The sequence below is a fragment of the Serratia sp. BIGb0163 genome (genome assembly GCF_024809935.1).
GTDB lineage: Bacteria > Pseudomonadota > Gammaproteobacteria > Enterobacterales > Enterobacteriaceae > Serratia > Serratia quinivorans.
Genome location: NZ_JANUDZ010000003.1, coordinates 135,711 through 157,298 on the forward strand (window position 1 = coordinate 135,711; position 21,588 = coordinate 157,298).

A 21,588-nucleotide genomic window follows, 5' to 3' on the forward strand; every position below is an offset into this window, starting at 1 on the left:
GCTGTGAAAAATTTTTCAATAAAAATAACCCGAATCGCGATCACTCTGATTCTGGTCCTGCTGGGGATCATAGCCATATTCAAGGCCTGGGTGTTCTACACCGAATCCCCGTGGACGCGTGACGCCAAGTTCACCGCCGACGTGGTGGCGATCGCCCCGGACGTCACCGGTCTGTTGACCGATGTCCCTCTGGTGGATAACCAACTGGTGAAGAAAGGGCAGGTGCTGCTGGTGATTGACCAGCCGCGCTACCAACAGGCCCTGGCGGAAGCCAATGCCGATGTCGCCTACTACCAGACGCTGGCGGCAGAAAAAAGACGTGAAGCCGGCCGCCGTGTGCGCCTCGGCGTGCAGGCGATGTCGCAGGAAGAGATCGACCAGGCGAATAACGTATTGCAAACCGTAGAGCATCAGCTGGCTAAGGCTGTAGCGACCCGTGAACTGGCTAAATTGGATCTGGAACGCACTACGGTACGCGCACCGGCCGATGGCTGGATCACCAACCTGAACGTGCACGCCGGCGAATACATCACCCGGGGTTCAGTCGCCGTGGCGCTGGTGAAGAAAAACAGCTTCTACATTCTGGCCTATCTGGAAGAAACCAAGCTCAATGGCCTGAACAAGGGCGACCGTGCGGAAATCACTCCGCTGGGCAGTAACCGCATCATGCACGGCACCGTCGATAGCGTGGCCGCCGCCGTCAACAACAGCAGCAGCACCGTGAACAGCAAAGGACTGGCGTCGATCGACAGCAACCTGGAGTGGGTGCGTCTGGCGCAGCGCGTGCCGGTAAAAATCCTGCTGGACGACAAAGACCAATTGCACCCGTACCCGGCTGGCACCACCGCTACCGTGGTGATCACCGGTAAGAATGACCGCGCTACCGACAGCGGCTCGCCTTTTGTGCGTTTGATGCATCGGCTGCGTGAGTTCGGTTAATGAATAACCCAACCTTTATTCGGCTGAGATTTGCCTTCAAGCTCAGCTTTGCGGTGGTGTTTGCGCTGTTCGTCGGCTTCCATCTCAATCTGGAAACCCCACGCTGGTCGGCGATGACCGCCGCCATCGTGGCCGCCGGTACGGCCTTTGCCGCGGGCGGCGAGCCTTTTTCCGGTGCTATTCGTCATCGCGGTTGGCTGCGTATTATCGGCACATTCATCGGCTGCTTTGTCGGCATAGCGATTATCGTCACTACGGCGCGTGCGCCGGTGGTGATGTTGCTGCTGTGCTGCATTTGGGCCGGCTTCTGCACCTGGATTTCCTCTCTGGTTAAAGTTGAAAACTCCTATGCCTGGGGCCTGGCGGGTTATACCGCGCTAATCATTATTGTCACCGTTGCCAGCAGCGAAGCGCATCTGCTGGAAGCGCCGCAGTTTGCTATTGAGCGCTGCAGCGAGATCGTGCTGGGGATCGTCAGCGCCGTGCTGGCAGACTTGTTGTTCTCGCCGCGTTCAATCAAACAGGATATCGACCGGGCGGTGGATAAACTGCTGGTGGATCAGTACCTGTTGATGCAGATGTGCATCAGCAATGCCGAGAAAGAAGATATCGACCGCGCCTGGAGCAATTTGGTGAAGAGCACCACAGCGCTGAACGGCATGCGCAGCAACCTGATGATGGAGTCATCACGCTGGCAAAAGGCGAATCGCCGCATTCTGGCGTTGCATACGCTTTCGCTGACGTTGATTACCCAGGCCTGCGAGACCTATTTAATCCTGTTGAACCACCCGGATGCGCTGAAAGAAAACGTTCGCGAGTTGCTGATGGTTCCGGCCCAAACGCCGCAGGAAATCCATAAACGCATGAAGTTGTTGCGGCAGGTGCTGACCACCAACCGTACCGACGAGACATTAGTGACCATCACCAGTTGGGTGGGGGCGGCCACTCGCTACCTGCTGCTGGCCAAAGGCGTACACACCAACAGCAGTATCAGTTCGGTAGAAGAAGGGGTGTTGAGCAGCGAGGTGGTGGTTAAACCGACCTCGGCGGAAAGACACCACGCGATGATTAATGGTCTGCGCACCTTTGTGGCGACGGCCTTTGGCAGCCTGTTGTGGCTGTGGACCGGCTGGACCTCCGGCAGCGGCTTTATGGTGATCATTGCGGTGATCACCTCCCTGGCGATGCGCACCCCGGCACCGCGCATGGTGGCGATGGACTTTATCCTGGGCATGCTGGCGGCGATCCCGGTCGGCTCACTGTACTTTATGGTGATCCTGCCGGCGACTCAGCAAAGTATTTTACTGCTGTGCCTCAGTCTGGGCCTGCTGGCGTTTTTCATCGGTATCGAAGTGCAGAAACGACGGTTGGGCTCGCTTGGCCTGCTGGCGGGGACCATCAATATTCTGGTATTGAGCAACCCAATGGAGTTCAACGTCACGCAGTTCCTCGATGGTGCACTCGGCCAGTTCCTCGGCAGCTGTGTGGGCCTGATGGTGCTGCTGCTGATCCGCGATAACTCGCGTGAACGTACCGGTCGCACCTTGCTGAACCAGTTTGTCGGCAGCGCGGTATCGGCGCTGACTACCAAGGCCGCACGCCGTCAGCAAAACCACCTGCCGGCGCTGTATCAGCAGTTGAATCAGCTGCTGATGATGTTCCCGAACGATATTGCCAAGTACCGATTGGCGCTGAACCTGATCATCGCTCACCAGCGTATGCAGCGGGCTGAGATCCCGGTCAGCGAGGAGCTTTCGGCTTTCCATAAGCAGATCCGCAATACCGCCGACCACATGGTCTCGGCGAAGAACGAGGTAAAACGTGCTTATTATTACGATCGGCTGTTGAGTGAAATGAACGATTATCAGCAGAAGCTGGTGGATTATCAGGCCCCGCTCAGCGTTACCGGGCCGGTAAAACGTCTGGCCGACATGCTGTATCGCTACCGCCACGCCCTGATTGACTGATACCTCAAATTTTCTTGCCGGGGCTATACTTGCCTGAGATAGCCCCGTTTCAGAGTTGCACTGAGTGCCTGACCGGCTGCAAAATGGCATGATTAGCTTGAACGGGTGATGCAGGTTGTTCGGCGCGCTTTCCCTGAAGTGAAAACGTTACATGCCAGTCATCTCTGCTTCATCCTTTTCATCTATAAATCCAACCAGCATGGGTGTTGATGCGCCCCTGTCGGCCATAAATCAGGGACAGCAATGAATAAGCGGATCCTCGTGGCGATCGTTATCGCCGTTGTGATAGCCGGCTTTACTGCAATGCGCAGTAACGATCGGGTGATTGCCAACGTACCGGCGGTAGCCGAAGGTCAGAGTATTGACCAACTGACGCAGCAGCAAAGGGTGGTGAGCTATCTGCAGCAGCACCAGCGGCTGCCGGACTATTACATCACCAAGAAGCAGGCGCGTGAACAGGGATGGGATGCACGTAACGGCAATCTGTGTTCGGTGTTGCCGGGCAAAGCGATTGGCGGCGATCGTTTCTCAAACCGTGAAGGGCAACTGCCCACAGCCCACAGTCGGGTATGGCGTGAGGCGGATATCAATTATCAATGCGGCCGGCGCGGCGCCGATCGTTTGCTGTATTCCAGCGACGGCCTGATTTTTGTCACGCGTGACCATTATAAAAACTTCATTCGGGTGGAGTGAGCTTGATGGCAAAAGTAGAGTTCGATTTTAATCAGATTAACGATTTGCCGGCTTTTTACCGCGACTTCGCGCAAAAGTTTGCGCTGGATGAGGAGTTTGGTGCCAATCTGGATGCGCTGTGGGACGTGGTGACGGTGGACATCGGTTTGCCGGTGGAGATAGAGTTTACCCATCTCAATGCCCGCAGCAAACGTCGCTTTGGCGCGATAATCCTGTTGTTCGAAGAGGCGGAGGAAGAGCTGGAAGGCAGCCTGCGTTTCAATATTCGTGAAAGCAGCGGTGAACCTGCACATCACCGGGGATGAACTGGGTTCATCCCGTGGTGACGGCGGCGATCATTCTGCGGTCTCGGCCAGATCGCGCAGGTACTGGAAGATTTGACGGTAAGCTTTCGGCGGCTTGTTAGCGGCTTTCTCTTTCTGTGCGTTACGCACCAGTGAGCGCAGCTGCTGGCGATCGGCTTCCGGATACAGCGCCAAAATTGGCGGGATCGCGTCATCACCTTCTTCTACCAGGCGGTCACGTAATGCTTCCAGCTTGTGGAACAGCGAAACCTGTTGGTTATGGCGGTTCTTCAGCTTGTCGAGCGCGGTCTGAATCGGCTCTACGTCGCGGGCGCGCAACATCTTGCCAATCAGTTGCAGCTGACGGCGGCGACCTTCTTTTTTGATTTTCTGCGCCAGATCAATCGCAGCGCGCAAATCTTCATCCAGCGGGATGCGTTCCAGCGCGTTCTTACCCAGCTCGACCAGTTCAACACCCAGGTCTTTTAGCGCTTCGGCATCACGTTTAATTTCACTTTTACTGACCCAGATAATCTCGTCATCTTCCTCGTCAATGTTCTCCGGGACATCGTCGAGCCAGTCTTCAGGCTGTTTGTTCATGGTAGGCTCCGTTAAAAAGAGGCTAATCCTAACAGGTTGTCCAGCAACCCGCCAATTACGCACCAGAGCAGATTGAGTATAGCTGCCGATGCGACGAAAAATCGCCCTTATTAGCGGACAGCCATTTTGATTTGTTGTTTTTATCAGCATGTGAGTATAAAATTTTATACAAATGGAGGCGGTGCTCATGGATGATGAGAGTGAAAAGGCCATTGACTGGCGTGGATCCTCGTTGGTGGATCTATTAGCGTTTCCGACCGACGCGCGAAAGGCTGCCGGGTTTGAATTGAGTAAAGTACAAAGAGGCGTCGAACCTGGCAGTTGGAAACCCATGAGTGGGTGCGGTGCTGGTGTTTGTGAAATCCGCTTATATGCACTTGCTGGTGCATTCAGAGTGATTTACGTGGCTAAGTTCAAAGAAGTTATTTATGTTTTGCACAGTTTTCAAAAGAAGATAGCTAAAACCAGTCGGCACGATATTCAGATTATCAAAACGCGATATGACGCGGTGATAGAAGAGCGGGGTAAGAAGAAATGACCAAGCCAATTGATACCCATTCCCGGCATGTCACGCCACGAGGCGGCAACGTATTTGCTGATCTTGGGTTTGCCCCCGATGAGGCAGGGCAATTACAGGCGCAATCCAACGCCGAGATTGAACACCTCATTGCGCTTAAAAAACAGCTGATGGGAGAGATAAGTGCCTGGATAGAAGGGGAAGGGTATCGTCAAGAAGAGGCCGCACGTCATTTGCATACTTCCAGACCACGCGTGTCTGACGTGGTAAATCAGAAAACAGACAAATTTACTCTTGATGCACTGATCAATATGCTCGCCAATATAGGCAAATCAGTAAAGTTGGTGATTGAGTGACAAACTCACCGATTTAGTGTCCTTTCTATGCCCCGCAATTGCTTTATGCGAAATTCCACGCGGTTCCTGTTAGACTCAAAAGTATAAATCTCATGATTTTTGCGCGTGACTCCACGCGCAACCACGCCGCCACGGCACTTTTCTCAACGATTTTCTGATTAAGTATGGCAGATTGATGAAAGTAGTCACTCAAGTTGCACAGCAGCGCAAGGCGCTGGAACAGGCCGTTTCACAGGCTTTGGAACTGGCGCGCGCCGGTTCCGATGCGGCAGAAGTTGCCGTGACCAAATCTACCGGTATCAGCGTCAGCACCCGCTTTGGCGAGGTGGAAAACGTTGAATTCAACAGCGATGGTGCGTTGGGTATTACCGTCTATCACCAGCAACGTAAAGGCAGCGCTTCATCAACCGATCTCAGCCCGGACGCTATTGCCCGCACCGTGCAGGCGGCGCTGGACATTGCCCGTTATACCTCAGTGGATCCCCATGCCGGCCCGGCGGAGAAAGACCTGCTGGCGTTTGACGCGCCGGACCTGGATCTGTTCCACCCGGCAGAGCTGGACGCCGATCGCGGTATCGAGCTGGCTGCCCGCGCCGAACAGGCATCCCTGGCGGCGGACAAGCGCATCACCAATACCGAAGGCGGCAGTTTTAACAGCCACTATGGCATCAAGGTGTTCGGCAACAGTCACGGCATGCTGCAAAGCTATTGTTCCAGCCGACATTCATTGTCGAGCTGTGTGATCGCCGAGCAAGGTGGTGATATGGAGCGTGATTACGCCTATACCATCGGCCGTGCGATGAGCGATCTGGAAAGTCCTGAATGGGTGGGACAGGAATGTGCCCGTCGCACCTTGTCACGCCTGGCACCGCGCAAGCTGTCGACCATGACCGCTCCGGTGCTGTTTGCCTCTGAAGTGGCGACCGGTCTGTTCGGCCATCTGGTTGGTGCCATCAGCGGCAGCAGCGTTTACCGTAAATCGACCTTCCTGTTGGATTCGCTGGGCAAACAAATCTTGCCGGAGTGGCTGACCATCGAAGAACATCCGCATCTGCTGAAGGGGCTGGCTTCCACGCCGTTCGACAGCGAAGGCGTGCGTACCCAACGGCGCGACATTGTCAAAGACGGCGTGCTGCAAACCTGGCTGATGACCAGCTATGCGGCGCGTAAGCTCGGCATGCACAGCACCGGCCATGCGGGCGGCATCCATAACTGGCGTATTGCCGGTCAGGGTAATGATTTTGCCGGCATGTTGAAACAGTTGGGGACCGGTCTGGTGGTCACCGAACTGATGGGGCAGGGCGTCAGCGGTATTACCGGTGACTACTCACGCGGCGCGGCTGGTTTCTGGGTGGAAAATGGCGAGATCCAATATCCGGTCAGCGAGATCACCATCGCCGGCAACCTGAAAGATATGCTGCGCAATATCGTCAGCGTGGGCAGCGATATTGAAACTCGCAGCAACATCCAGTGTGGTTCCGTGTTGTTGCCGGACATGAAAATCGCCGGTCAGTAAATCTGCTTACGGCTGGCCGCTCAGGTTGCCAGCCGCATCACTCCCCCTTCCCCGTTTTAACCTTGCTTACAAATCTTCGGTTTCGGTTTTCAGCCCTCTTGCCTATGGTTAGCCTGGGTCAAATAAAACTATAACTGGAAGGTGAGCAAGCATGTCGAACAAACTGAAAGCGCTGTTGGCGTTGGCACTGCTGGGTGCCAGTTCACTGGCGGTCGCGGCCGATCTGGCCGACGATATGGATACCATCGCAGGCAATTACAAAAAGGTGCTGAGCACCGACTCCACCGATACCCTCAAACAAAGCTTGCAGAATATGCGTGCTGCGGCAGTGGATGCCAAGCAAAGCAAGCCGCCAAAAATGGAAGACAAAGCCAACGATAGCCCAGAGATAAAAGATTTCCACCACGGGCTGGATACGCTGATCGGCCAGATCGATCAGTCGCTGGTCTTGGCTAATCAGGGCAAGCTGGCCGAAGCCAAACAGGTCGCCCAGGGTTTCAAGCAAACCCGCGACGCCAACCACAAGAAATTCCGTTAAGTTTTTTCGGACAGGCAGGACACAGAAAGGGCGGCAGGGTACCGCCCTGATAACCGCTTAGCGGTGGTATTCACCCGCCGCTTCCGGCTGGTACAACAGTTCCAGCACTTCGATACGCGCTTCTTCACCGTTCGGCAACTGCCAGGTAATCTGGTTACCTACGTGCATGCCCAGCAGCGCTGCGCCCAAAGGTGCCATTACCGAAAGCTGTTCGTGGCTGTCCTTCAGCGAAGCCGGGTAAACCAGCGTCCGCACGTGTTCTTCTGCAGTATGCAGATCGCGGAAACGCACGCGGCTGTTCATGGTCACCACGTTGGCTGGGATCTGGGACGGCGGCAGAATTTCGGCGCGATCCAGCTCGATGTTCAGCGCGGTGGCGACATCGGTGTTGGCAAAGGCCGGTTGTGCCAATAGCGCATCCAGGCGCTCCGCATCCAGCTCATTAATAGTAATGGTTGGTTTGGTCATTCCACTCTCCAGTCAAATCAAAGGGCGTCAGGTTACGCGCCCATAAATTCGGAAAAACAGCACAAAAGCAACACCCCCGCGCCAGAGGAGCGGGGGTGTTGTTGATGTCGAATTGTCTTACCGATAGTAGGCGGTTAAGCGGGGAAAAGAAAGAGATCCCGATCACGAAGCTTTTCACCGTCGTCGGGCGAACTGGAAACAGTTTGTGGCGTTATCTTTTTGTAATTTAATTGAATTATCTGGCAAATGCTTATTTTGCGAAATGGATCCCTGACGGTCACTGAATTTCCACTTCCAACTGGAAAAAAACAGGCTACACAGAAAATCTTCCCGGGGTTAGGGTAAAGGCATCAGAGAAGGCGGGTTATTCAGGTGATGCCGTGCAATTGACCGAGTCATGTTTGGATCTAGGGGTACTGAAAAGTGAATGATGGATCTGTTGCGATAGAAAATAGTGAGCAACCCGATATCAGCGTAGCCGGGGCAATCACCGAACAGGTGCTGGCAGGTATTACCGAGATGCTAAACGCAGAGGGTATTTATACCAACGCGGTACAGCAACAGATGCTGGAGTCGCATATTCGTGCCATGGTGCTGCGATCAATAACCGGAGAGCCATTACCGGAAGTCGATAAATCACTGTTTGATGAAATTTCGGCGGAATCAATGCAAATGGCCGAGCGGGTAGTGGGGCAGTTTGCCACTTTACCGATCGAAGAGGCTTATTTGCTGTCCGTCCATTTTGAAGTGGCAAAAGATAATAACCAATAGCAGTTAACGAATTAATTTAATCAGGAGAAATACCATGGGTCAGATTACCGTAGTGATTGGCGATCGTTTGGGTAAAGGTCAGAAAGTGGGTCAGGGCATTGAAAACGCAGGCGGAAAAGCCATTGTGATCCCTGGCGTAGCGGCAGACATGAAACTCGGCGACGTGATGAAAGCGGAAGGCGCGCAGCTGGGTATTTCTTTCTGCGGCAGCGGCGGTGCAGGGGCAATTACCGCTCAAACCAAATACGGCTATAAAGCCAAATACGGCATGCGCTCGATTGATGAAGGCGTGACGGCAATTAACGAAGGCTGCACCGTATTAGGTTTCGGTTTTATGGATAAAGAAGAGCTGGGCCAGAGGCTGGTTGAAGCCTACGTTAAAAAACACGGCAATCCGTAATGAAAGAGCAATATACAACGTCGGTAAAGGTTGAGGGTAAGGGCGACAGCAAAGCGAAAGCTTTTGCTTCCGCCTTGGCCAATGTCCAGGGCGCGGTATTAAAATCCACCAGTAATATTCTGCTGCGTATTGAACCGCAGGATGTCAGCGTATTAAAAGCGGAAGAGAAAATAACAAAAGAAAAGTTTCTGTTCTTCTTTCTGCCGCGGGAAAGAAAGAACTATTCCGTATCTCTGGAAATAACCGTGAACGTGACAATCATCAATACAGAAAAAGTTGTCTTCGTCGCGAAATAAAAACGTTAGCATAAATCAAAGGGTATACTGATGTTTTTAATCATCTTATTTAAGTCGCTTATTATCGGCGGACTGGTGGGGGTTGGCGTAGGGGCCGGCGCCGCACGCATGTTCCATGCCCCAACCACCCAGGGCATGGGCGCTTTCCGTACCTTGGGCGAGCTGAACTCCTGCGAGGGCGATCCGGCTTCCCATTTCTCATTCGGTCTGGGCTTCTTCTTCAACGCCTGGGCGTCTTCCGTGGCGGCTGGGGCCTTCACGCAGGACGTTGACCACCGCATCATCCCACACTGGGGTGCGGCAGCGTTGATGGTCAAAAACCGCAACCTGGCGCAAACGCTGCACGACCCGAAAAAAATGGCTATCGCCTGCGGCATTATCGGCATGCTGGTGGTGGCTTTCCTCAATACTACCGCCTCCGCGGTGCCTGCTGCGCTGCAGGTCACGGCGATTAAAGTGTTGGTGCCGGCCGCTAACCTGCTGGTGAACACCGTGATGCCGGTGATCTTCTGGCTGGCGGCGATCGACGCCGGGCGTCGTTCCGGTTTCTGGGGCACCATCTTCGGCGGCCTGGCGCAGCTGATTATGGGCAACGCCGTACCGGGTCTGGTGTTGGGCATCCTGATCGGTAAAGGCGTGGAAGAGAGCGGCTGGAACAAAATCACCAAGATCATGATGGCGGTGATCGTGCTGCTGTTCGTGCTGAGCGGTTTCTTCCGCGGCTTCGACATGAAAGTCCTCGAATCCTTCAGCCTCGGCGTGCCGGGCTGGTTGGATGCCATTCACAATACCCTGAGCGGTAAATAAGGAGCTGGATGATGGAAGAACAAACCCAAAAAGGCTTCTGGTATGCCGACTGGTCATTCCCGATTTTTGTCGGCCTGCTCTCGTCCGGCGTGTTCGCCGGGACGCACATGTACTACCTGTACGGCATCGGTGCCTTTAACGAAGTGGCCTTCGTTTCCATGCTGCGGGCCGGAATGGATACCGGCGTTTATGGCGCGGTGGCGGCATTCGGTGCCAGCTTCCTGTTTGCGCGCATCATCGAAGGCTCGTTGGTGGGGATCCTGGACATCGGCGGTGCAATCCAGACCGGTGTTGGCCTGGGGGTGCCGGCACTGCTGCTGGGGGCCGGCATTATCTTCCCGGTTGCCAACTTTGCCGCCTCGCTGGTAACCGGCCTGGTGATTGGTCTGGCGATTGGCTACCTGATCATTCTGGCGCGTAAATTTACCATCAACCAGAGCAACTCCACCTACGGGGCGGACGTGATGATGGGGGCTGGTAACTCCTCCGGTCGTTTCCTGGGGCCGTTGATCATCCTGTCGGCGATGACCGCCTCGATTCCGATTGGCATTGGTTCACTGCTCGGCGCACTGCTGTTCTATATCTGGAATAAGCCAATCACCGGCGGGGCGATCCTCGGGGCGATGCTGTTAGGGGCTATTTTCCCGGTAGCCATCGCTTAAATGCGACTGTGATTGTTGGGGAGCGGCGCGCCGCTCCCCTGCTTGAAAAGGAGTGATGCAGTATGTATGACTTAGTAATCAGACGCGCCAGACTGGCGGATGACCGACTGGTCGATTTGGCGGTTCTGGACGGCAAGATTGCCGCGGTCGGGCAACTGGCTGAAGACATTCGCGCTCATCGGCAATGGGATCTGGCGGGCAATCACCACCTGAGCGCCGGCTGGATTGACTCCCACGTGCATTGTTACCCCTCTTCGCCGATTTACCATGACGAGCCGGATCTGGTTGGCACCGCCTGTGGCGTCACCACGGTGGTCGACGCCGGTAGCACCGGCACTGACGATGTCGATACGTTTTATGCACTGACGCGCCGTGCCAAAACCAACGTTTTTGCCTTCCTGAATATTTCGCGTATCGGTCTGCTGCGACAGAATGAACTGGCAGATCTGACCGATATCGACAAGCAGAAAGTCAGCCAGGCGATCGACAAACATGCCGGTTTTGTCATCGGCATCAAGGCGCGCATGAGCAGCAGCGTGGTCGGCCAGAACGGCACCCGGCCGCTGGTGCTCGCCAAAGAGATCCAGCAGGAAAATAGCCTGTTGCCGCTGATGGTGCATATCGGCAATAACCCGCCGGATCTCGATGAGATCGCCGATCTGCTGACCCGTGGCGATATCATCACCCACTGCTATAACGGCAAGCCAAACCGCATCCTGACCCCGGCCGGCACGCTGCGCGAGTCTATCCAGCGTGCGTTGCAGCGCGGCGTGTTGCTCGACGTTGGCCATGGCACCGCCAGCTTCAGCTTTGAGGTCGCCCGGCAGGCGATTGCGCTGGGCTTTTTGCCGCATACCATCAGTTCCGATATTTACTGCCGTAACCGCATGGCCGGGCCGGTACACAGCCTGGCGACGGTAATGTCCAAATTCTTCGGCATCGGGCTGTCGCTGCCGCAGGTGATTGCCTGCGTGACTGAGAATGCCGCGTCGGCCCTACGTCTGGTCAACAAGGGCCGGCTCGAAGTGGGTTGCGACGCCGATTTCACCCTGTTTGATCTCCGCCAGGGGCCGCAGGTGTTTGCCGATTCAGAAGGGCAATCGGCAGCCGGCCAACAGTTGCTGGTTCCGCTGGCCGCGGTGGTGGCCGGGGAAATCTTATTAACCGATGAAGGGAAAGCCGCTCATGTCTTCGATTTATGAAAAATATAATTTAAAACAAGTCATTAATACTTCAGGTCGCATGACCATGCTTGGCGTGTCGACACCGCGTCAGGACGTCATTGACGCGGTTGACTACGGCCTGAATCACTATTTTGAAATCAAGGATCTGGTCGACAAGACCGGTGCCTATATCGCCAATCTGTTGAATGTCGAAGATGCGGTGATCGTTTCCTGCGCCTCGGCAGGTATCGCCCAGTCGGTAGCGGCATTGATCGTCAAAGACAACGCCAACCTGCTGGTGAATTTGCACTCTGCGCCGATTACCGTACCGCGGGAAATCGTGTTGCCGCGTGGCCATAACGTCAACTTCGGCGCGCCGGTCGACACCATGGTCGCGCTGGGTGGCGGCAAAGTAGTCGAGGCGGGTTATGCCAACGAGTGCTCTGCCGAGCAGCTCGAAGCCTGCATCACGCCGCAGACTGCCGCCATTCTCTATATCAAGTCGCACCACTGCGTGCAGAAAAGCATTCTTTCCGTTGAACAGGCGGTGGTGGTGGCACGTAAACATAACCTGCCGCTGATCGTCGATGCCGCCGCGGAAGAAGATCTGCTGTGCTACTACCAGATGGGGGCCGACCTGGTGATTTACAGCGGTGCCAAAGCCATTGAAGGCCCAACCAGCGGTTTGGTGATCGGCAAGAAGCAATATGTTGAGTGGGTGAAGCTGCAATCCGGCGGCATCGGCCGGGCGATGAAAGTAGGTAAAGAGGGCATCCTCGGCCTGACGCAGGCGATCGAAAGCTATCTGACGTTGGAGAAAACCACCGGTCAGCAAATGGTGGAAAGAATGACGTCGTTTATCGATAGCCTGAACACCCTGACCGGCATCAGCGCCAAAACCGTCTGGGACAGTGCCGGCCGTGATATTGCACGGGCAGAGATCACCTTTGACGAAGCGGTACTCGGGCGTTCGACCTACGACATCGTGCAGGCGCTGAAAACCGGCGCTATCGCCATCTACTTCCGTGGCTATAAGGCTAACGAAGGCAAGATTGAAGTGGATGTACGCAGCGTTGATCAGCAACAGCTGATGACCGTCTTCACCTGTATTAAAAATCTGTTCACGGAGAAACAAGCATGAAGCTGCAACCCAACTACTATCGCGATCGCGTGTGCCTCAACGTATTGGCCGGTTCGAAAGACAATGCGCAGGATATTTATTCGGCGGCGGAAGGGCATGTGCTGGTGGGCGTTCTGTCCAAGAACTACCCGGACGTCGACAGTGCGGTGGCAGACATGCAGCGCTATGCGCGGCTGATTGAAAATGCGCTGTCGGTGGGGCTGGGCGCGGGGGATCCGAAACAATCGGCGATGGTCAGCCTGATTTCTCAACAGGTGCAACCGCAGCACGTAAACCAGGTGTTTACCGGTGTCGGTGCCAGCCGCGCGCTGCTGGGCCAGAATGACAGCGTGGTCAATGGCCTGGTGTCGCCTACCGGCCGCGTTGGCTGGGTGAAAATCTCAACCGGCCCGCTGAGTGCTGCGGCACCGGACGGCATTGTGCCGGTAGAAACCGCCATTGCCCTGTTAAAAGATATGGGCGGCAGCTCAATCAAGTATTTCCCGATGGGCGGGCTGGCATGCAAAGAAGAATACCAGTATGTGGCCCAGGCCTGCGCCGAACATGACTTTATGCTGGAGCCGACCGGCGGCATCGATCTGGAAAACTTCGAGCCGATCGTCGAGATCGCACTGGCTGCGGGTGTGAAGCGGGTGATCCCACATATCTACAGCTCCATCATCGATTCCGCCACGGGCAACACTCGCCCGCAGGACGTTAAAACCCTGCTGGCCATCACCAAAAAACTGGTCGGGTAAACGCATTATCGGATGACGTAAGGCAGGGAGGCGACAGGCTTTGTATTCACAGGCGCGGGCATTCCGCGCCGCTATCTATCATAAGGATAACTATGCGAAACTGGCAGTCACCAACCCTACGCACCGCGTTAACTCTGGCGTTACTGGCGATGACCAGCCCGGTGCTGCATGCTGAGGATGCAATGAAATCTACGTCATCTCATTTTGCTTATATCGGTACTTACAATCCCAACGGTGAAGGCGTTTACCGGGTGCAGGTTGACTCGGCCAGCGGTGCGTTAAGCGCCAGAACGCTGGTCAGCAAGCAGGCCAATCCGGCACAGCTTACCGTGGATGCCAAAGGCCAGACGCTGTATGTCGCCAGTGAAGTGGCGGATTTTAACGGCACCAGGCACGGCGGCATTATTGCCTACCATATCAATCCGTCCGATGGCAGCCTGACGCAGCTTAATCAGGTCGATTCACAAGGCGCAGGGCCAGTTTATCTTTATCCGACGCCCAATGGCCGTTATCTGCTGTTAGCGAACTACGTCAGTGGCACCGTGGCGGCCTTCCCGCTGGAGAGTGACGGTAAACTGGGCAACGCCAGCTCGGTGCAGCAACAGCAAGGGCCTGCAGGTGCCGGCAAGCCGGAAGGCGCGGTAGAGGGCAGTTTTGCCATCAGCGATCACAATGGGCCGCATGCGCATATGATCGCCAGCGATCCGAGCGGCAAGTTTGTGTTTTCTACCGATCTGGGGCTGGATCGGATCTACCAGTGGCGCTTTGACGATGCCAGTGGTCAACTGACGCCGAACGATCCGCCGTGGATTGCCGCATCTTCTGCGGGTGCCGGCCCACGTCACTTTGTCTTCCATCCGGACGGCAAAACTGTACTGCTGGTGAATGAAGAGGCCTCGACGCTGACCAGCTACCGTTTCGACAGCCAAAAAGGGACATTGAAACAGTTACATGTCGTTTCTTCGTTGCCTGCCGATTATAAGGGTACCAACTTTGCCGCCGGGCTGGTTCTGAGCGCGGACGGCAAAAATCTGTATGTTGCCAACCGGCTACATAACAGCATCGCGCAGTTCAGCGTCGGTAGCGATGGCGAGTTGCACGCGGTGGCGGAAACCTGGACGCGCGGCGATTATCCACGCTCCCTGACGCTAAGCCCGGACGGGCGTTATCTGTATGCCATGAACCAACGCAGCGATAACGTCACCCGCTTTGGCGTGGATAAGGCCAGCGGCAAACTCAGCTTTGTTGAAGGCTATACGCCGGTGGGCAGCCCCTCGCAAATGGTGTTCTTGCCGGTGGCGAAGTAACCCGTTGCCCGCCTGATTCCCCAGGCGGGCACCTTAATTGACGGAAAGAGAATGGTGCGATTTCCCTACCCGCGTTTGGCCTATCTGTTTGATGCTTTGCAGTCAGAGACTTTGCCACAGGAAGAGCTGGCGAAGCGCTTCGCCGTGTCCACCCGAACCGTGCGCGCCGACATCACCGCGCTGAACGATATTCTGGAAAACTATGGTGCCCACTTTGTGCATAGCCGTGGGGCGGGTTATCGCCTGCAGGTCGATGACGCCGTACTGTTTAGCGCCCTGCAACATCAGGAACGTAAAAAACACGCCACGCCACGCAGCGCGCAGGAACGGGTGCACTATTTGCTGATTCGTTTTCTGACCTCAGCCTTTTCTCTGAAGCTTGAAGATTTAGCCGATGAATGGTTTGTCAGCCGTGGCACGCTGCAAAACGACATGGCTGAGGTAAGAGAGCGTCTGGCGCACTACCAATTGACCATTGAAACCAAACCGCGCTACGGCATGAAGCTGTTTGGTTCGGAGATGGCGATCCGCGCCTGTCTGACCGATCTGTTATTCCAGCTGCATCTGGCCGATGCCGAAAATCCGCTGCTCAACAATGAGATCCTGCGTCAACCGCAGGTGACGACCTTTGCCGGTTTGCTGCATCCGTTGCTGTCGCAATATGCCATTCGTTTGACGGACGAAGGTGAGCAGTATCTGATTTTCTATTGTGCAGTCGCGCTGCAACGCATTACCGATGGTTATCCGCTGCCGGACTTTGACGTTGAGGACGGGGATGACGCGGTGCGCAAGGTCTCGACCTGGCTGGCCGGGGAACTGCGTAAAGCCAGTGGCAAAGAGATATCGATAGCAGAAGAGGCCTACCTGCGGGTGAACATTGCTGCGCGGCGGGTGCAGGAGGTGCAACCTACCGAGATCAACGCCGATGATGAAGAAGCGCTGGTGGATTACATTTTGTCGTATATCAACGCGCACTATAACTACAATCTGCAGGGTGACAAGCAGCTGCGTGCCGATCTGCTGACCCATATCAAGACCATGATCACCCGGGTGAAATACCAGATTAATATCCCCAACCCGCTGCTGGCGAACATTAAACAGCACTACCCGATGGCCTATGACGTGACGCTGGCCGCGGTCTCCAGCTGGGGGAAATATACGCCCTACACCCTGAGTGAAAACGAGATCGGTTATCTGGTACTGCACATTGGCGTTGGGCTGGAGCGGCATTACAACATCGGCTATGAGCGACACCCGCAGGTGATGCTGGTGTGCGATACCGGTAACTCGACGGTGCGGATGATCCAGGCGCAGATCGCACGCAAATACCCGCAACTGGTGATGACGCGCATCGTTTCACTGCGAGATTACGAGGTGCTCAGCCATATCGACGAAGACTTCGTTATTTCCAATGCGCGGGTTAGCGAAAAGAACAAGCCGGTGGTGGTGATGTCGCCGTTCCCGACCGAATACCAGCTCGAACAGCTCGGCAAACTGGTGCTGGTGGATCGTACCAAGCCCTATATGCTGGAGAAGTTCTTCGACGCTGAGCATTTTATGTTGGTCAATGAACCGCTGACCCAGGCGGAATTATTCCAGCAGGTGTGCCGTCAGCTTGAGCAAGAAGGCTATGTTGGCGAAGATTTTTACCCTTCAGTGGTCGAGCGCGAGGCGATTGTTTCTACCCTGCTGGGTGAAGGGATCGCGCTGCCGCACTCGCTGGGGTTGCTGGCGAAAAAAACCGTCGTGGTGACGCTGCTGGCGCCGCAAGGGGTGGCCTGGGGTGAAGGTGAAATTGCCCACGTGATTTTCCTGCTGGCGATCAGCAAGAGCGATTACGAAGAGGCGATGGCAATCTACGATCTGTTCGTCACCTTTGTGCGCGAACGTTCGATGAGTCGCCTGTTGGGCAGTGATAATTTCGACAGCTTCAAGGCGGTGGCGCTGGACTGTTTAAGCCGGATCTAGCTGCAGGAATGATGTGTTGTAAAGTAGGTGCGCTGCATGTAGCGCACCTGACTCTTTAGTCTTCGTCAAAACCGGAATTGATCAACTCAATTACCGCCGCCAGTGCCTTGGCTTCATCCGGGCCGGTGGCTTCCACTTCGATATGACGGCCCTGCGCGGAGTCCAGCATCAGCAGCGCAATCACGCTGCTGGCTTCGGCCTCGGTGCCACTGTCGTTGCGTAGCATCACCTCGGCATCAAAGCTCTGCACCAGCTCAAACAGCTTCATCGCCGGGCGCGCGTGCATCCCCAGCTTGTTTTTGATTTCAACCGTTTGTTTGACCGTCATTGTTTGCGTTTTTCCAGCGTGCGGTGGCGTGACTGCACGTTTTTGCCGCGTGAGCGGAAGTAGTCGGCCAGCTGTTCTGCTACGTAGACTGAACGGTGCTTACCGCCGGTACAGCCAATGGCGACCGTCAGGTAGCTGCGGTTGTTGGTTTCCAGCATCGGCAACCACTGTTCGAGATAGCTGCGGGTCTGGTAGATAAAGTTGTGCACTTCGGTGTGGCGATCGAGGAACGAGGCGACGGGTTTATCCAGACCGGTCATTGGGCGCAGTTTCGGATCCCAGTGCGGGTTAGGCAGGAAGCGCACGTCAAACACGTAATCGGCGTCGATTGGAATACCGTGCTTGAAACCAAAGGATTCGAACACCATGGTCAGTTCGCGCTCGCGTTTGCCCAACAGGCGGGTACGCAGCATTTCGGCCAGTTCATGCACTGACATTTCTGAGGTATCGATGATCAGATCGGCCCTGGAGCGCAGTGGCTCAAGCAGGTCGCTCTCTTCATCTATGGCGCTTTCCAGCGACAGGTTCTTGCTCGATAGCGGGTGCAGACGGCGAGTATCACTGTAGCGGCGAATCAGCGTATTACGGTCGGCATCGAGGAACAGCAACTGCGGCGAAAAACTGTCCGGCAGTTGAGTCATCGCATATTCAAACACTTCCGGCGATTCCGGCATGTTACGTACGTCGATGCTTACCGCAGCGGAGCTATTGCGTTCCGCCAGCGTATTGGCAAGCTGCGGCAGCAGTACCACGGGCAGGTTATCAACGCAGTAAAAACCCATGTCTTCCAGCGCCCGTAAGGCGACGGATTTCCCTGAACCGGAACGGCCGCTGACAATCATCAGCACCATGTGGCAACTCCCCCTGGCATCTCAGTGGCGTTTATCGCCACCGTTAGAAACTTTAGGATCCCTGTCCGAACCGGGATCCATCGTGGCTAAACAGTATCGTTATCCGGGCTGGAAGTCACGCCAGCCGGGCGTTACTCGGTGATGATTTGGTAAAGCTCTTCGTCACTTTGCGCCGCACGCAGGCGGCGGCATACGGTTTTGTCGGCCAGGCGTTTGGCGACCAGCGACAGAGTATGCAAATGGGTTTTACATTGGTCGGCAGGTACCAGTAAGGCAAACAGCAGATCGACCGGCTGGTTATCAATGGCGTCAAAGGCGATAGGTTGGTCGAGACGGATAAACACGCCAACGGCCCGCAGTGTGTCCTCTTCCAGTTTGCCGTGGGGAATAGCGATACCATTGCCGATACCGGTACTGCCCATGCGCTCGCGGGTGAGAACCGCGTCAAACACTACCTGTGATGACAGGTTGAGCTGTTTTGCGGCCAGTTCGCTGATAATTTCCAAAGCCCGTTTCTTGCTGGTGCAATGGACGGAGCTTCTGGTGCACTCGATGTTTAACACCGAGCTTAATTGCATTGTTTCGTTGTTCATCTCATCTTCACTTAAAACCACACCAGCAAGCAGGAGGCTTGTGAGGTGATTTTTCGCCTTGTTTAACCCTTGATGGCTTATCGGCGCGATACCCATACAGGTAACGCGCCGATGGCCGAGGCTACGTTTGAGCCGTACCCGCTGACGGAAACGGCCCAGAATGTCAGTGTTGTTTCAGTTTGTCTTTATGTTTGTTCAATTGACGTGCCAGTTTGTCGATCAGGCTATCAATTGCAGCATACATGTTCTCGTCTTCCGAGGTGGCGTGCAACTCGCCTCCATTCACGTGCACCGTCGCTTCCGCAATCTGCTGCACTTTTTCCACACTAAGTACGACATACACCTGATTTATGCGATCAAAATACTGTTCGAGTTTGGCGAACTTGGTGTTCACGAACTCGCGCAAAGGTTCGGTGATTTCGATGTGGTGTCCGGTAATGTTGAGCTGCATAATGTCTTCCTTCTCAATAGAGGTCAAACCAACTGTTTACGCTGGTTGGACGGCGGGATGGACAAAGACTCTCGGTACTTGGCGACGGTACGCCGCGCCACGATGATCCCCTGGTCGGAGAGCAGGGTGGCCAGCTTGCTGTCGCTGAGCGGTTTGGCGGGGTTTTCCGCCGCGATCATTTTCTTGACCACTGCCCGGATCGCCGTAGAGGAGGCTTCGCCCCCGCTGTCGGTATTCACATGGCTGGAGAAGAAATATTTCAATTCGAAAATGCCGCGCGGACTGTGCAAAAACTTCTGCGTGGTCACGCGTGAAATTGTCGATTCATGCATCTCCACGGCCTGGGCAATATCTGCCAGCACCATGGGCTTCATAAATTCTGTGCCCTGTTCAAAGAACGCCTGTTGCTGCTCGACGATGCAGCGCGAAACTTTCAGCAGAGTGTCGTTTCGGCTTTCCAGACTTTTGATCAGCCATTTCGCTTCCTGCAAATTGCTGCGGATGTACTGCCCGTCACTGTCGTTACGTGCGCTATTGCCCATCGCGGCGTACTGCTGGTTGATCTTCAAGCGTGGAATGCTGTCGCTATTGAGCTCGACCGTCCAGACATCCTGCACTTTGCGCACCAGCACGTCCGGGATCACATACTCGGATTCGCCGGTGTTGATCGACTGACCCGGACGGGGATCCAATGACTGGATCAGCAACATCGCTTCTTTCAGTGTATCTTCTTTTGAGCGCGTTGTTCGCATCAGGCTGCGAAAGTCGTGGTTAGCCAGCAGGTCCAGATGCTCGCTGATGATCAGGCGTGCCTCAGCCAGATAGGGCGTGTCTTTAGCGTACTGGGAAAGCTGAACCAGCAGACAATCGCGCAGGTCGCGCGCGGCGACGCCAACCGGATCAAAACGCTGTACGCGCTTCAATACCGCTTCGACTTCGTCCATTGTCACATTATCGTCACCCAGACTCTCCAGAATGTCTTCCAGCGGCACGGTGAGATAGCCGGTGTCGTCAACGGCGTCGACGATTGAGGTGGCAATAGCGGCATCGGTATCAGAAAACGGCGTCAGATCCACTTGCCACATCAGGTAATCCTGCAGGGTCTGGGTGGTCTCGCCCTGATAAACCGGTAGCTCATCGTCACTGTAATCGGTGCGGGTACCGGACGGCGTACCGGCGGTATAGATTTCGTCCCAGGTGGCGTCGAGCGGCAGCTCTTCGGGCATGTCCTTTTGTTCCAACGCCTCGCGGGTATCCAAACCTTCGGTTTCGACAGTTTCTTTGGCGTCGACTTCTTCGTGCAGGTCGCTCTGTTCAAGCAATGGGTTGCTCTCTAACGCCAGCTGTATCTCCTGCTGGAGCTCAAGCGTGGACAACTGCAGCAGGCGGATAGCCTGCTGGAGCTGGGGGGTCATGGCCAGTTGTTGGCTAAACCTGAGTTGCAAACCTTGCTTCATAATCTTCAGTCTACTTCCGTTAACAGTCGTCCATCAGGACGCGCTGGCACTCAGAGGCGGAATTCTTCGCCCAGATAAACGCGTTTCACCTGCTCATCGGCCAGAATAGCATCCGGCGTGCCGTGGGCAATCAGTTTGCCCTGGCTGACGATATAGGCGCGTTCACACACGTCCAGCGTTTCGCGCACGTTATGGTCGGTGATCAGCACGCCCAGGCCGCTGTCACGCAAGTGCTCGATAATTTTTTTAATGTCGATAACGGAAATCGGGTCAACCCCGGCGAACGGTTCATCCAGCAGGATGAATTTCGGATTCGCCGCCAGCGCACGGGCGATCTCGACGCGGCGGCGTTCACCACCGGACAGCGCCTGGCCCAGGTTGTCGCGCAGGTGGGAGATATGGAATTCTTCCATCAGCTCTACCGCACGGTCTGCTCGCTGCTCGCTGCTGAGATCTTCACGGATCTCCAGCACGGCCATCAGGTTGTCATACACGCTGAGGCGGCGGAAGATGGAGGCTTCCTGCGGCAAATAACCGATGCCACGGCGCGCACGGGCGTGCAGCGGCAGCAGGCTGATGTCTTCTTCGTCAATCACGATACGCCCGGCATCACGCTGAACGATACCCACCACCATGTAGAAGGTGGTGGTCTTGCCGGCGCCGTTTGGCCCCAGCAGGCCGACGATCTCGCCGGATTTCACTTTCAGGCTGACGTCTTCAACAACTTTGCGGCCCTTGTAGGCTTTCGCCAGGTTTTCTGCGATGAGTGTAGCCATAA

General features: G+C 55.4%; 26 protein-coding genes. 18 read left to right on the forward strand and 8 right to left on the reverse strand.

Translation table 11 applies throughout. From position 1 onward, the window contains the following. Nucleotides 1–3 precede the first annotated feature (3 nt). The 4 genes from aaeA (at nt 4) to M2406_RS13680 (ending at nt 3,904) form a co-directional block, all read left to right on the forward strand. Nucleotides 4–939, forward strand: a complete 936-nt coding sequence (gene aaeA / locus M2406_RS13665; protein WP_012147086.1) for a p-hydroxybenzoic acid efflux pump subunit AaeA — start codon at nt 4–6, stop codon at nt 937–939. Further along, nucleotides 939–2,906 carry a p-hydroxybenzoic acid efflux pump subunit AaeB gene (aaeB, locus tag M2406_RS13670; protein ID WP_012147085.1) on the forward strand — a complete coding sequence of 656 codons (1,968 nt, stop codon included), beginning with the start codon at nt 939–941 and terminating at the stop codon, nt 2,904–2,906. Before aaeA ends, aaeB begins: the two co-directional genes overlap by 1 nt. A gap of 243 nt (nt 2,907–3,149) precedes the next feature. Continuing rightward, nucleotides 3,150–3,599: a ribonuclease gene (locus tag M2406_RS13675; protein ID WP_259190341.1), complete on the forward strand. Its 450-nt coding sequence runs from the start codon at nt 3,150–3,152 to the stop codon at nt 3,597–3,599. Nucleotides 3,600–3,604: 5 nt separating this feature from the next. Beyond that, nucleotides 3,605–3,904 carry a barstar family protein gene (locus M2406_RS13680; RefSeq protein WP_259190342.1) on the forward strand — a complete coding sequence of 100 codons (300 nt, stop codon included), beginning with the start codon at nt 3,605–3,607 and terminating at the stop codon, nt 3,902–3,904. 30 nt (nt 3,905–3,934) lie between these two features. On the opposite strand, the gene yjgA is transcribed toward M2406_RS13680, so the two are convergent. Further along, entirely contained in the window at nt 3,935–4,483 is a 549-nt protein-coding gene (gene yjgA, locus M2406_RS13685; protein ID WP_012147082.1) for a ribosome biogenesis factor YjgA, read from the reverse strand. Nucleotides 4,484–4,670: 187 nt separating this feature from the next. On the opposite strand from yjgA, the gene M2406_RS13690 reads away from it, so the two are divergent. The 4 genes from M2406_RS13690 (at nt 4,671) to cybC (ending at nt 7,410) form a co-directional block, all read left to right on the forward strand. Further along, a complete protein-coding gene (locus tag M2406_RS13690; protein ID WP_259190344.1) occupies nt 4,671–5,021 on the forward strand; it encodes a type II toxin-antitoxin system RelE/ParE family toxin in 351 nt (116 codons plus the stop codon). Then, nucleotides 5,018–5,356, forward strand: coding sequence for a helix-turn-helix domain-containing protein (locus M2406_RS13695; RefSeq protein WP_012147080.1), 339 nt, complete (start codon nt 5,018–5,020; stop codon nt 5,354–5,356). Before M2406_RS13690 ends, M2406_RS13695 begins: the two co-directional genes overlap by 4 nt. A 175-nt stretch (nt 5,357–5,531) precedes the next feature. Next, nucleotides 5,532–6,872 carry a metalloprotease PmbA gene (pmbA, locus tag M2406_RS13700; protein ID WP_115183661.1) on the forward strand — a complete coding sequence of 447 codons (1,341 nt, stop codon included), beginning with the start codon at nt 5,532–5,534 and terminating at the stop codon, nt 6,870–6,872. 151 nt (nt 6,873–7,023) lie between these two features. After that, a complete protein-coding gene (cybC, locus tag M2406_RS13705) occupies nt 7,024–7,410 on the forward strand; it encodes a cytochrome b562 (RefSeq protein ID WP_259190345.1) in 387 nt (128 codons plus the stop codon). Nucleotides 7,411–7,467: 57 nt separating this feature from the next. On the opposite strand, the gene rnk is transcribed toward cybC, so the two are convergent. Next, nucleotides 7,468–7,878 (reverse strand): nucleoside diphosphate kinase regulator, encoded by a 411-nt coding sequence (gene rnk, locus M2406_RS13710; RefSeq protein ID WP_012147077.1) that lies wholly within the window; start codon nt 7,876–7,878, stop codon nt 7,468–7,470. A gap of 423 nt (nt 7,879–8,301) precedes the next feature. Between rnk and M2406_RS13715 the strand changes: the two genes are divergently transcribed. The 10 genes from M2406_RS13715 (at nt 8,302) to M2406_RS13760 (ending at nt 17,130) form a co-directional block, all read left to right on the forward strand. Beyond that, nucleotides 8,302–8,649 (forward strand): glycine dehydrogenase, encoded by a 348-nt coding sequence (locus M2406_RS13715; RefSeq protein ID WP_259190346.1) that lies wholly within the window; start codon nt 8,302–8,304, stop codon nt 8,647–8,649. A gap of 34 nt (nt 8,650–8,683) precedes the next feature. Then, nucleotides 8,684–9,049: a glycine-rich SFCGS family protein gene (locus tag M2406_RS13720; RefSeq protein ID WP_012147075.1), complete on the forward strand. Its 366-nt coding sequence runs from the start codon at nt 8,684–8,686 to the stop codon at nt 9,047–9,049. Beyond that, nucleotides 9,049–9,345 (forward strand): DUF4312 family protein, encoded by a 297-nt coding sequence (locus tag M2406_RS13725; RefSeq protein WP_017894153.1) that lies wholly within the window; start codon nt 9,049–9,051, stop codon nt 9,343–9,345. The genes M2406_RS13720 and M2406_RS13725 overlap by 1 nt, the downstream gene beginning before the upstream one ends. Before the next feature lie 30 nt (nt 9,346–9,375). Next, nucleotides 9,376–10,152: a DUF4311 domain-containing protein gene (locus M2406_RS13730; protein ID WP_012147073.1), complete on the forward strand. Its 777-nt coding sequence runs from the start codon at nt 9,376–9,378 to the stop codon at nt 10,150–10,152. 11 nt (nt 10,153–10,163) lie between these two features. Then, nucleotides 10,164–10,814 (forward strand): DUF4310 family protein, encoded by a 651-nt coding sequence (locus M2406_RS13735; RefSeq protein ID WP_017894152.1) that lies wholly within the window; start codon nt 10,164–10,166, stop codon nt 10,812–10,814. A 62-nt stretch (nt 10,815–10,876) separates the two neighbouring features. Then, nucleotides 10,877–12,016, forward strand: a complete 1,140-nt coding sequence (locus tag M2406_RS13740; RefSeq protein ID WP_259190347.1) for an amidohydrolase/deacetylase family metallohydrolase — start codon at nt 10,877–10,879, stop codon at nt 12,014–12,016. Next, nucleotides 12,000–13,118, forward strand: a complete 1,119-nt coding sequence (locus M2406_RS13745; protein ID WP_259190348.1) for a DgaE family pyridoxal phosphate-dependent ammonia lyase — start codon at nt 12,000–12,002, stop codon at nt 13,116–13,118. The genes M2406_RS13740 and M2406_RS13745 overlap by 17 nt, the downstream gene beginning before the upstream one ends. Then, nucleotides 13,115–13,855 (forward strand): 2-dehydro-3-deoxy-phosphogluconate aldolase, encoded by a 741-nt coding sequence (locus tag M2406_RS13750; protein WP_017894150.1) that lies wholly within the window; start codon nt 13,115–13,117, stop codon nt 13,853–13,855. Before M2406_RS13745 ends, M2406_RS13750 begins: the two co-directional genes overlap by 4 nt. Nucleotides 13,856–13,947: 92 nt before the next feature. Next, the gene (locus tag M2406_RS13755) at nt 13,948–15,162 is read left to right on the forward strand and encodes a lactonase family protein (RefSeq protein WP_259190349.1); all 1,215 of its coding nucleotides are present in this window, start codon (nt 13,948–13,950) and stop codon (nt 15,160–15,162) included. A gap of 51 nt (nt 15,163–15,213) precedes the next feature. Then, nucleotides 15,214–17,130 carry a transcription antiterminator gene (locus M2406_RS13760; protein ID WP_017894148.1) on the forward strand — a complete coding sequence of 639 codons (1,917 nt, stop codon included), beginning with the start codon at nt 15,214–15,216 and terminating at the stop codon, nt 17,128–17,130. A gap of 55 nt (nt 17,131–17,185) precedes the next feature. On the opposite strand, the gene npr is transcribed toward M2406_RS13760, so the two are convergent. From npr to lptB, 6 genes are all read right to left on the reverse strand, one after another. Next, nucleotides 17,186–17,458 carry a PTS phosphocarrier protein NPr gene (gene npr / locus M2406_RS13765; RefSeq protein WP_012147066.1) on the reverse strand — a complete coding sequence of 91 codons (273 nt, stop codon included), beginning with the start codon at nt 17,456–17,458 and terminating at the stop codon, nt 17,186–17,188. After that, nucleotides 17,455–18,309 carry an RNase adapter RapZ gene (gene rapZ / locus M2406_RS13770; protein WP_012147065.1) on the reverse strand — a complete coding sequence of 285 codons (855 nt, stop codon included), beginning with the start codon at nt 18,307–18,309 and terminating at the stop codon, nt 17,455–17,457. Before rapZ ends, npr begins: the two co-directional genes overlap by 4 nt. 131 nt (nt 18,310–18,440) lie before the next feature. Continuing rightward, nucleotides 18,441–18,902, reverse strand: coding sequence for a PTS IIA-like nitrogen regulatory protein PtsN (gene ptsN / locus M2406_RS13775; RefSeq protein ID WP_012147064.1), 462 nt, complete (start codon nt 18,900–18,902; stop codon nt 18,441–18,443). Nucleotides 18,903–19,065: 163 nt separating this feature from the next. Beyond that, nucleotides 19,066–19,353, reverse strand: coding sequence for a ribosome hibernation promoting factor (hpf, locus tag M2406_RS13780; protein ID WP_012147063.1), 288 nt, complete (start codon nt 19,351–19,353; stop codon nt 19,066–19,068). 23 nt (nt 19,354–19,376) lie between these two features. Next, entirely contained in the window at nt 19,377–20,810 is a 1,434-nt protein-coding gene (gene rpoN, locus M2406_RS13785; protein ID WP_012147062.1) for an RNA polymerase factor sigma-54, read from the reverse strand. Between the two features lie 50 nt (nt 20,811–20,860). After that, on the reverse strand, nt 20,861–21,586 hold the full coding sequence (gene lptB, locus M2406_RS13790) for an LPS export ABC transporter ATP-binding protein (RefSeq protein ID WP_006317106.1): 726 nt from the start codon (nt 21,584–21,586) through the stop codon (nt 20,861–20,863). Between the last annotated feature and the right edge of the window lie 2 nt (nt 21,587–21,588).

Bases quoted from the DNA above. Each gene is read 5' to 3' on its own strand.
- aaeB (WP_012147085.1), top strand. From the start codon at position 939: ATGAATAACCCAACCTTTATTCGGCTGAGATTTGCCTTCAAGCTCAGC.
- M2406_RS13675 (WP_259190341.1), top strand. From the start codon at position 3,150: ATGAATAAGCGGATCCTCGTGGCGATCGTTATCGCCGTTGTGATAGCC.
- M2406_RS13680 (WP_259190342.1), top strand. From the start codon at position 3,605: ATGGCAAAAGTAGAGTTCGATTTTAATCAGATTAACGATTTGCCGGCT.
- yjgA (WP_012147082.1), bottom strand. From the start codon at position 4,483: ATGAACAAACAGCCTGAAGACTGGCTCGACGATGTCCCGGAGAACATT.
- M2406_RS13690 (WP_259190344.1), top strand. From the start codon at position 4,671: ATGGATGATGAGAGTGAAAAGGCCATTGACTGGCGTGGATCCTCGTTG.
- M2406_RS13695 (WP_012147080.1), top strand. From the start codon at position 5,018: ATGACCAAGCCAATTGATACCCATTCCCGGCATGTCACGCCACGAGGC.
- pmbA (WP_115183661.1), top strand. From the start codon at position 5,532: ATGAAAGTAGTCACTCAAGTTGCACAGCAGCGCAAGGCGCTGGAACAG.
- cybC (WP_259190345.1), top strand. From the start codon at position 7,024: ATGTCGAACAAACTGAAAGCGCTGTTGGCGTTGGCACTGCTGGGTGCC.
- rnk (WP_012147077.1), bottom strand. From the start codon at position 7,878: ATGACCAAACCAACCATTACTATTAATGAGCTGGATGCGGAGCGCCTG.
- M2406_RS13720 (WP_012147075.1), top strand. From the start codon at position 8,684: ATGGGTCAGATTACCGTAGTGATTGGCGATCGTTTGGGTAAAGGTCAG.
- M2406_RS13725 (WP_017894153.1), top strand. From the start codon at position 9,049: ATGAAAGAGCAATATACAACGTCGGTAAAGGTTGAGGGTAAGGGCGAC.
- M2406_RS13730 (WP_012147073.1), top strand. From the start codon at position 9,376: ATGTTTTTAATCATCTTATTTAAGTCGCTTATTATCGGCGGACTGGTG.
- M2406_RS13735 (WP_017894152.1), top strand. From the start codon at position 10,164: ATGGAAGAACAAACCCAAAAAGGCTTCTGGTATGCCGACTGGTCATTC.
- M2406_RS13740 (WP_259190347.1), top strand. From the start codon at position 10,877: ATGTATGACTTAGTAATCAGACGCGCCAGACTGGCGGATGACCGACTG.
- M2406_RS13745 (WP_259190348.1), top strand. From the start codon at position 12,000: ATGTCTTCGATTTATGAAAAATATAATTTAAAACAAGTCATTAATACT.
- M2406_RS13750 (WP_017894150.1), top strand. From the start codon at position 13,115: ATGAAGCTGCAACCCAACTACTATCGCGATCGCGTGTGCCTCAACGTA.
- M2406_RS13755 (WP_259190349.1), top strand. From the start codon at position 13,948: ATGCGAAACTGGCAGTCACCAACCCTACGCACCGCGTTAACTCTGGCG.
- M2406_RS13760 (WP_017894148.1), top strand. From the start codon at position 15,214: ATGGTGCGATTTCCCTACCCGCGTTTGGCCTATCTGTTTGATGCTTTG.
- npr (WP_012147066.1), bottom strand. From the start codon at position 17,458: ATGACGGTCAAACAAACGGTTGAAATCAAAAACAAGCTGGGGATGCAC.
- rapZ (WP_012147065.1), bottom strand. From the start codon at position 18,309: ATGGTGCTGATGATTGTCAGCGGCCGTTCCGGTTCAGGGAAATCCGTC.
- ptsN (WP_012147064.1), bottom strand. From the start codon at position 18,902: ATGAACAACGAAACAATGCAATTAAGCTCGGTGTTAAACATCGAGTGC.
- hpf (WP_012147063.1), bottom strand. From the start codon at position 19,353: ATGCAGCTCAACATTACCGGACACCACATCGAAATCACCGAACCTTTG.
- rpoN (WP_012147062.1), bottom strand. From the start codon at position 20,810: ATGAAGCAAGGTTTGCAACTCAGGTTTAGCCAACAACTGGCCATGACC.
- lptB (WP_006317106.1), bottom strand. From the start codon at position 21,586: ATGGCTACACTCATCGCAGAAAACCTGGCGAAAGCCTACAAGGGCCGC.